Here is a 6,508-nt window from a genome sequence, read left to right on the forward strand (position 1 = left end):
GCTTTCGGTGTGACCGATGCCGTCGTGACCGCGTTGCGAGAGATCGCCAACCGCGATCTCTATCAACGTAACGCCTTCCACGTCACTAATCTGAACACCAGCGTGGACCGCCGTACGACGCGGCGCCGCCAGCAGCACGTGGTCGCCGTACTGGAGGCCGGTGCGGATCTGCAGACGACCGGATCGACCGACCCGGACGAACTGCGGCTCGCATTCGACCGCCTGCTCGGTGATCCACGCAGGCGGCTCGTTGACGAGGTCTTCGGCGAGTGGGGCCGGCCGAACGGCGACTGCGGGTGTGACACCCCGGTGCACCAAGCGCATGACGAGGCGGTCTACGCCCACGCCACTGCGATCGAGCTGCTGATCTCACCACCACCTGCTGCCGCACAAGCCATGTGGCAGCGCGCGGGCGAACGCTGGAACACAGCACTGGAGGACCCGCAGTTCTGGCAGCACCTGCGCAACCGGGTTCTGTCGCTCGACGACTGGCAGCTGGCTGCGAGTGCGGTCGACCAGATCCGCAGTGAGCTCACAGCGACGCTGGCTGGTCCCCTGCTCGACCTGGCCACCACAGGTGACTACCCGGCCCGGGTGGCCAAGGTGTTCGAGGCCTGGCCCGTCGGCGGCTCCGCTCGGCAGCGCTGGCTGCTCGACGCGATGCGGCCGCAGTACGCGCGGGCCGAGGACGCCACCGTCTCGCTGCGGCGCAAGCTGCAGCAGGGGCATCAGCATGTCGATCCGGTCGTCACCGAGCTGGAGCAAAGTGTGCTGCCGGTCTACCGCCGGCTCCAGGTCCTGCTTCCCTCAGAGCAGCACCAGCGGACGCTGACACTGCGCGACGACATCGCGCTCGTCTACCACAACGGTGCGGTCGGAATCGCCAACGAGGGCTCGGTTTCCGACCGACGCATCATGCACCTGTTCGACCAGGCCGAGGGGTATGCCGGGACCGCGGAGACGCGCGCCAAGATCGCCGAGAACCGCAAAGCAGCCAAGAAGCTCGCGACCCAGGGCAACTTCCACGCACAGAACTCCTCCCGCCCGCGGAACGCCCCACCGCAGTGGGACGCGGAAGGGTGCGGCTGCGCGATCGGCATCCTGCTACTCGTTGCGTTCGGGATCTTCCTCCTGATCAAGGGCCTCTCGTGACGGCGTTGCTGGCGCCCGGGGATCGCGTCGGCGAGGCACTGGTCGTGGACCGGCAGCTCGGCGCCGGTGCGTTCGGTGAGGTCTACCGGGTGCGTCACGAGCACCTGGGGCTGCAGGCGATGAAGGTGTTCCGCGAGGTCACCTCTCTCGAAGGCACCGACGAGCTGCTCGAAGAGGCGCGGCTGCTGTCGACACTCGGGCATCCCAACATCGTCCGCCTCTTCGACGCAGGCGTCGTATCGACCAGTGAGGGCCAGCGCGGCTACTTCACCATGGAGTACGTCTCCGGCGGCACACTGCAGCAGCTGGCTGACGGTTACCGCCCCGCGCTGCCGATCGAGCTCGCCGTACAGGTGATCGAGCAGCTCGCTTCTGGGCTTGCTGCGGCTCACGAGCGGACGCCTCCGATCCTGCACCGCGATCTGACGCTGGCGAACATCATGTACGGGTACGACGCCGAGCGGCTGCGCATCCGCATCTCCGACTTCGGACTGGCGAAGAGTGCGAACCCCATCACCTTGCTGGCCAGCGCACAGGGCACCTACGTGTTCATGGCACCCGAGGTGCTGCGGAACTTCGGCTACTCGACCGCATCGGACGTCTGGTCGATCGGAGTCATCGGCTACCTGCTGCTGACCGGCCTCCTCCCGTACGACGACGGCTCGGATGTGACCAAGTGGTCGGCAGCTCGCTTCAAGCGGCGCCCGCACGCACCCAGCGCGTTCGATCCGCGGATCGACGATGCACTGGATCGCATCCTGCTGCAGACACTCGCCCCGCTCCCCCGCGATCGCACCGAGTCCGCAGTGGTGCTGGCTGAGCAGCTCGCCGAGTGGCGTCGTACGACGAAGACACCTGCTCAGCGCGCTCAGGAGTTAGTCGAGGAGGCCACGGCACTGGCGGGAGCGGGCGAACTGGAACAGGCGGCGGAGTTGATGGAGCAGGCGTTCGTCCTGGCACCGGATCTGCGTCTGCAGCACTGGATGGACCTGGCACGGTGGCGAAGAGGAGTGATCTGGTGAGGACCTGGTTCCGGCAATGGCGGCAACACCGCGAGATCCGGATCGCGGAGCCGTCGTTCAGCGAGGAGCAGTGCCGGGAGCTGGCCGAGCTGGCCGCTCTGCTCGACCGCATCCCTGTTGAGGCGCCAGGTCCAGAAGAGGACACCAAAGCTTTGGCCGAGGCAGCGACGAGCCTCTGGCGGGCGCAGCGAAAGCTGACCCAAGCCGGCCGGTCGGCCGAGAACCGGCAGACCGGCCGCTACCTGCGCACCTGCGCCGAGGCCCTGGCCGCGGCCGGGCTGGTGGTGCAGGAACACGACGGTACGGCGTTCAGCGCGGGCCGCGCCCTGGATGTCCTTGTCTACCAAGACGATCCAGGGGTTTCCGAAGAGACGATCGTCGAGACCGTGCGTCCCTCGGTCTACTACCACGACCAGCAGATCCAGCGCGGCGAAGTGATCGTCGCTCGGCCCACCACCGAGGACACGAAGGAGAGCGACGGAGATGCGTGACACGATCGATTTCGGGATCGACCTGGGGACTACGAACAGCGCTCTGGCAGTCGCCGGCGATGACGACGTACGGATCCTGAAGAACAACGACGACCAGTCCGACATCACGCCGTCCGCGGTGTGGCTGCCGAAAGCGGACACGGTCTGGGTCGGGCGACGGGCGCGGCACCGCGCCGAGACCGATCCGGAGAACGTCGCGATCGAGTTCAAACTCGAGATGGGGCTCGCGGATGCGACCCGGACGTTCGGCAAGGCCGGCGTGACGCTGACCGCGCCGCAGCTGTCCGCCGAGGTGCTCAAGACGCTGCGCGCCGACGCCGCCCGGTACGCCGGTACTGCGCCCGACTCGGTGGTGATCACGGTCCCGGCCGCGTTCGCGCTGAACCAGAACAAGGCGACGCTGGAGGCAGCGCGGCTGGCCGGATTCACAGGGTCGGTGCCGCTGCTGCAGGAGCCGACCGCGGCCGCGTTCGCGTACGGATTCGATGATGCGGACGAACGCGCGTACTGGATGGTCTTCGACTTCGGCGGCGGGACCTTCGACGCGGCCGTGGTCAGCAAGCGGGACGGCGATCTGCGCGTGCTCAACCATGCAGGCGATCCGTATCTGGGCGGCAAGCTGATCGACTGGGCGGTCGTCGAACGCCTGCTGGCACCGGCCGCTGCGCGCGACCTCGGGCTGAAGGACTTCCGGCGGGACAACCCGATCTGGCGCGGGAACTTCGGTCGGCTCAAGCACGCCGCCGAGCAGGCGAAGATCCAGCTCTCCGGTCGCGATCATGCTGAGCTGCTGCTGGAGCTCGTGGTAGATGGTTCCGAGGAGACGTTCGAGTTCACGCTGACCAAGGAGGCGTTGGACGGCGTCGCGATGCCGTACTGGGCCCGCGCGGTCAACCTGTGCCGCGAGGCACTGACCGAGAGTGGACTAGGTGCGGACAAGATCGATCGACTGCTGCTCGTCGGCGGAGCGACGCTCGCCCCCGGTCTGCGCGAGCTGCTAAGCGACCCGGTGCACGGGCTGCAGATGGAGCTCGACACCCGCATCGATCCGACCACGGTGGTGGCGCGCGGGGCGGCGATCTTCGCCGGGACGATGCGGCGGCCGGCCCCGGAGTTCGTCGTACGAGCTGTCGGTGAGTACGGCGTGGAGCTGGCCTACGAGCCGAGCTCGACCACGACCCGGCCGACCGTGGCTGGTCGGCTGAGCGGCCCGGCGGGTGACGTGGACTGGTCGGGGCACAGCGTAGTGATCGCGAACCCGGAGGGCCGACCGCCGTTCCGCACCGGGCGCGTCACCGTGAACCGGGTCGGCGCGTTCGCCACCGAGGTCGAACTCGACGAGCACCGCACATCGCGCTTCGTCATCGAGCTGTACGACGGGAGTGGCGCGCCGCTGCCATTGGCCGGCGGCACCTTCGGGATCACCCATCGGGATGTCGAATTCGGTGGCGCGCGGCTGACACACTCACTCGGGATCGCGCTGGCTGATCAGAAGTTCTCTGCGCTGCTCCGGAAGGGGACCGCGGTGCCGACGCGGGTCCGCGAGATCTTCCGGACCTCGCACGCATTCGACCGGTCCGACCCGGAGGCGCTGGTCCGAATCCCTGTGGTGCAGGGCGAACGGGCGCGGGCGGACCGGAACCGGCAGGTCGGCATGCTGCAGATCAAGCCGGTCGACATCCGGATCGACCTGCCGGCGGGGACCGCGGTCGAGGTCACGTTCGAGGTCGACGAATCGAACCTGGTCACGGTAGTGGCCGACGTACCGTTGATTTCGGCGCAGTTCGAGGCGGAGATCGACCTCGACGACATCCTTACACCGGACGCCGAACTGCTGGCCGATGAGCTGGCAGACGTGGAGCGGCGGGTCGCGGAGGCGCAGCGATCGGCGGCGACGAGCCCTGAGGTCGAGCAGCGGTTGGCGCGACTGCAGGAGGAGGGCACGCTGGCGACAGCGCGCGAGCAGGTGCGCGCCGCGTCCTCGGATGCCGGGGCTGCGGTGACGGCTGAGGATCGGTTGCGGGAAGTGCAGGCGCAGCTGGACGACATCGACGAGGCCGCGCAGCGACCGGCCAAGGAGCGGGAGCTGCGGGAGACGCTCACCGAGGCTGAAGAATTGACGGAGCGGATCGGCCGGGCGGCTGACCGCGCCGAGCTGGCCGACCTGCGAGCCCGCGCCACCGATGCGATCGACCGGCAGGACATCCGGTCGATCGAGCGCGAGACCGAGCAGGTCGTGTCGTACCTGATTGGGCTGGAACGTCGGCAGCCTGGGTTCGTCATCCGACTCTTCAACCAGCTCGCGCTGGACACGTCGGCGATGCGGCCCGCCTCCGAAGCGCGTCGTCTGGTCGCCGCCGGCCGGTCGGCAGCAGCCCGCGGTGACGAGCAGGAGCTGATGATCATCTGCCAGGGGCTCGTACGGCTGCTCCCCCAGTCCGAGCAGGGCACGGTTGTGGGGCTGGTCCGCTGATGAACCAAGAACAGCTGGCCGTCGCCCAAGCGGCCCACACCGCGCGCCGAGGCGAGCTAGCCAAATCCCTGCAGGCACTGGATGGCCTGGACTCGGTGGAAGCGCTCGACCTCCGCGCACGCGTCCTCGCCCAGCTCGGCCGCTGGCAGGAGGCAGACGACACTTGGGCAGCCCTTCAAGACGTCGAGCCTGAGCGTGCTCTCGCTCGGCGCGTGCTTGCTGGACGCTCCCGGCAACGGCCGATCGCCCGACCACTTGCCGCGGTAGCCGTTGCTGTGTTGGCAGTTGGCGGGATTGCGACGGGAACAGCTGCGGCGGTCAGCCGACCTGATCCGGTCGTTGCGGAACCCTCGGTGGCGCCGCAGACCATCACGGTCACGACGACCGCACCGCCCGCCACCGTGACACCTACTCCCGACGACACTCAGTTGGACGCGATTGCCGCCGCGGTCGCAACGCCCGGCGTGACAGTCCTCCGCGAGCCAGGCGCCGTACGGGTGGTGTTCGACCGCGGCCTGTTCACCGCCGGTACGACGTTCGCACCCGGAGCGACCGACGTACTGGATCGACTAGCGCCGAAGCTCAAGGGCATCCCCGGGATCACCGTCGTCGGCCAGTCAGTCGTCGTACCAGGCAGCGCCGCAGGCGGCTCCGGTACGGCGCTCGCCCGGGCACAGGCGGCCGCGCAACACCTCGCCCGCGCCGGCGGACTGCCGCTAACGCGGTTGGCCCTCGCCTCCGGCGACCAGGCCCACCCGCTCTTCCCCGGCGCGGTCCGCAACCGAACCGTCAGCCTCCTACTAACCGCCTAGCCCACCTTTGAGCACCCACCAGCCACATTCCGCCCGCGAAAACGCCTGACCCGCGCTCAAAGCGCCACGCAGCACCGGCCTTGGCGCTCGCCCACCACCAACCGCCCGCCGGCTCCGCGCTTCCTTCCCGGCCTGCCGGCCCCGCAACGTCCCGCCGGCTCCGCGGCTCGCGCCTTACGCGGCCCCTCCGCCCCACGTCGCGACCCCAAGACTCCGCTCCGGACGGACCTGCGCCACTGTCCAACCCGTCGTACCGGTGGGTGGAGAGGCGACGCTGAGCGTGCGATCGACGAGTTGCCGAGAGTTGGATGCTCCTATGGATGTCAAGCAGCGGTTGGCTTGGGGTTTGGTTGGCGTAGGAGGTAGTAGATCTCGCGGGCGATGAGGCGTTTGAGGCAGCGGATGATGTCTTTCTTTGACAGGCCTTCGGTGGTGCGTTTCGCTGCGTAGGCCTGGGTGCGTGGATCGTGGCGGAGTCGGCTGATGACGATCACGTAGAGCGCTTTGTTGGCTTGCCGGTCGCCGCCTCGGTTGAGGCGGTGGCGGTGGGTCTGGCCA

At 68.5% G+C, this 6,508-nt stretch carries 6 protein-coding genes; 5 read left to right on the forward strand and 1 reads right to left on the reverse strand.

Going from position 1 to position 6,508, the window contains the following annotated elements; translation table 11 throughout:
* The first annotated feature begins 9 nt into the window (after positions 1 to 9).
* From E1263_RS42540 to E1263_RS04940, 5 genes are read left to right on the forward strand one after another with little or no spacing between them, the layout of a single operon-like run.
* Positions 10 to 1,152, forward strand: a complete 1,143-nt coding sequence (locus tag E1263_RS42540; protein WP_165956472.1) for a hypothetical protein — start codon at positions 10 to 12, stop codon at positions 1,150 to 1,152.
* On the forward strand, positions 1,149 to 2,174 hold the full coding sequence (locus E1263_RS04925) for a serine/threonine-protein kinase (RefSeq protein WP_165956473.1): 1,026 nt from the start codon (positions 1,149 to 1,151) through the stop codon (positions 2,172 to 2,174). The genes E1263_RS42540 and E1263_RS04925 overlap by 4 nt, the downstream gene beginning before the upstream one ends.
* A complete protein-coding gene (locus E1263_RS04930) occupies positions 2,171 to 2,665 on the forward strand; it encodes a hypothetical protein (RefSeq protein WP_132165804.1) in 495 nt (164 codons plus the stop codon). The genes E1263_RS04925 and E1263_RS04930 overlap by 4 nt, the downstream gene beginning before the upstream one ends.
* Positions 2,658 to 5,138, forward strand: a complete 2,481-nt coding sequence (locus tag E1263_RS04935; protein ID WP_132165806.1) for an Hsp70 family protein — start codon at positions 2,658 to 2,660, stop codon at positions 5,136 to 5,138. The genes E1263_RS04930 and E1263_RS04935 overlap by 8 nt, the downstream gene beginning before the upstream one ends.
* Positions 5,138 to 5,950: a hypothetical protein gene (locus E1263_RS04940; RefSeq protein WP_132165808.1), complete on the forward strand. Its 813-nt coding sequence runs from the start codon at positions 5,138 to 5,140 to the stop codon at positions 5,948 to 5,950. Before E1263_RS04935 ends, E1263_RS04940 begins: the two co-directional genes overlap by 1 nt.
* Before the next feature lie 323 nt (positions 5,951 to 6,273).
* Here the strand turns inward: E1263_RS04940 and E1263_RS04945 are convergent.
* Positions 6,274 to 6,508, reverse strand: a 235-nt coding sequence (locus E1263_RS04945) for a transposase (RefSeq protein WP_165956474.1), incomplete at its 5' end; no start/stop codon positions are given.

It is taken from the genome of Kribbella antibiotica (assembly GCF_004349055.1).
Taxonomy (GTDB): Bacteria; Actinomycetota; Actinomycetes; order Propionibacteriales; family Kribbellaceae; genus Kribbella; species Kribbella antibiotica.

Excerpts from the sequence above, each read along its gene's own strand:
- E1263_RS04940 (WP_132165808.1), top strand. The coding sequence starts at position 5,138 with ATGAACCAAGAACAGCTGGCCGTCGCCCAAGCGGCCCACACCGCGCGC.
- E1263_RS04935 (WP_132165806.1), top strand. The coding sequence starts at position 2,658 with ATGCGTGACACGATCGATTTCGGGATCGACCTGGGGACTACGAACAGC.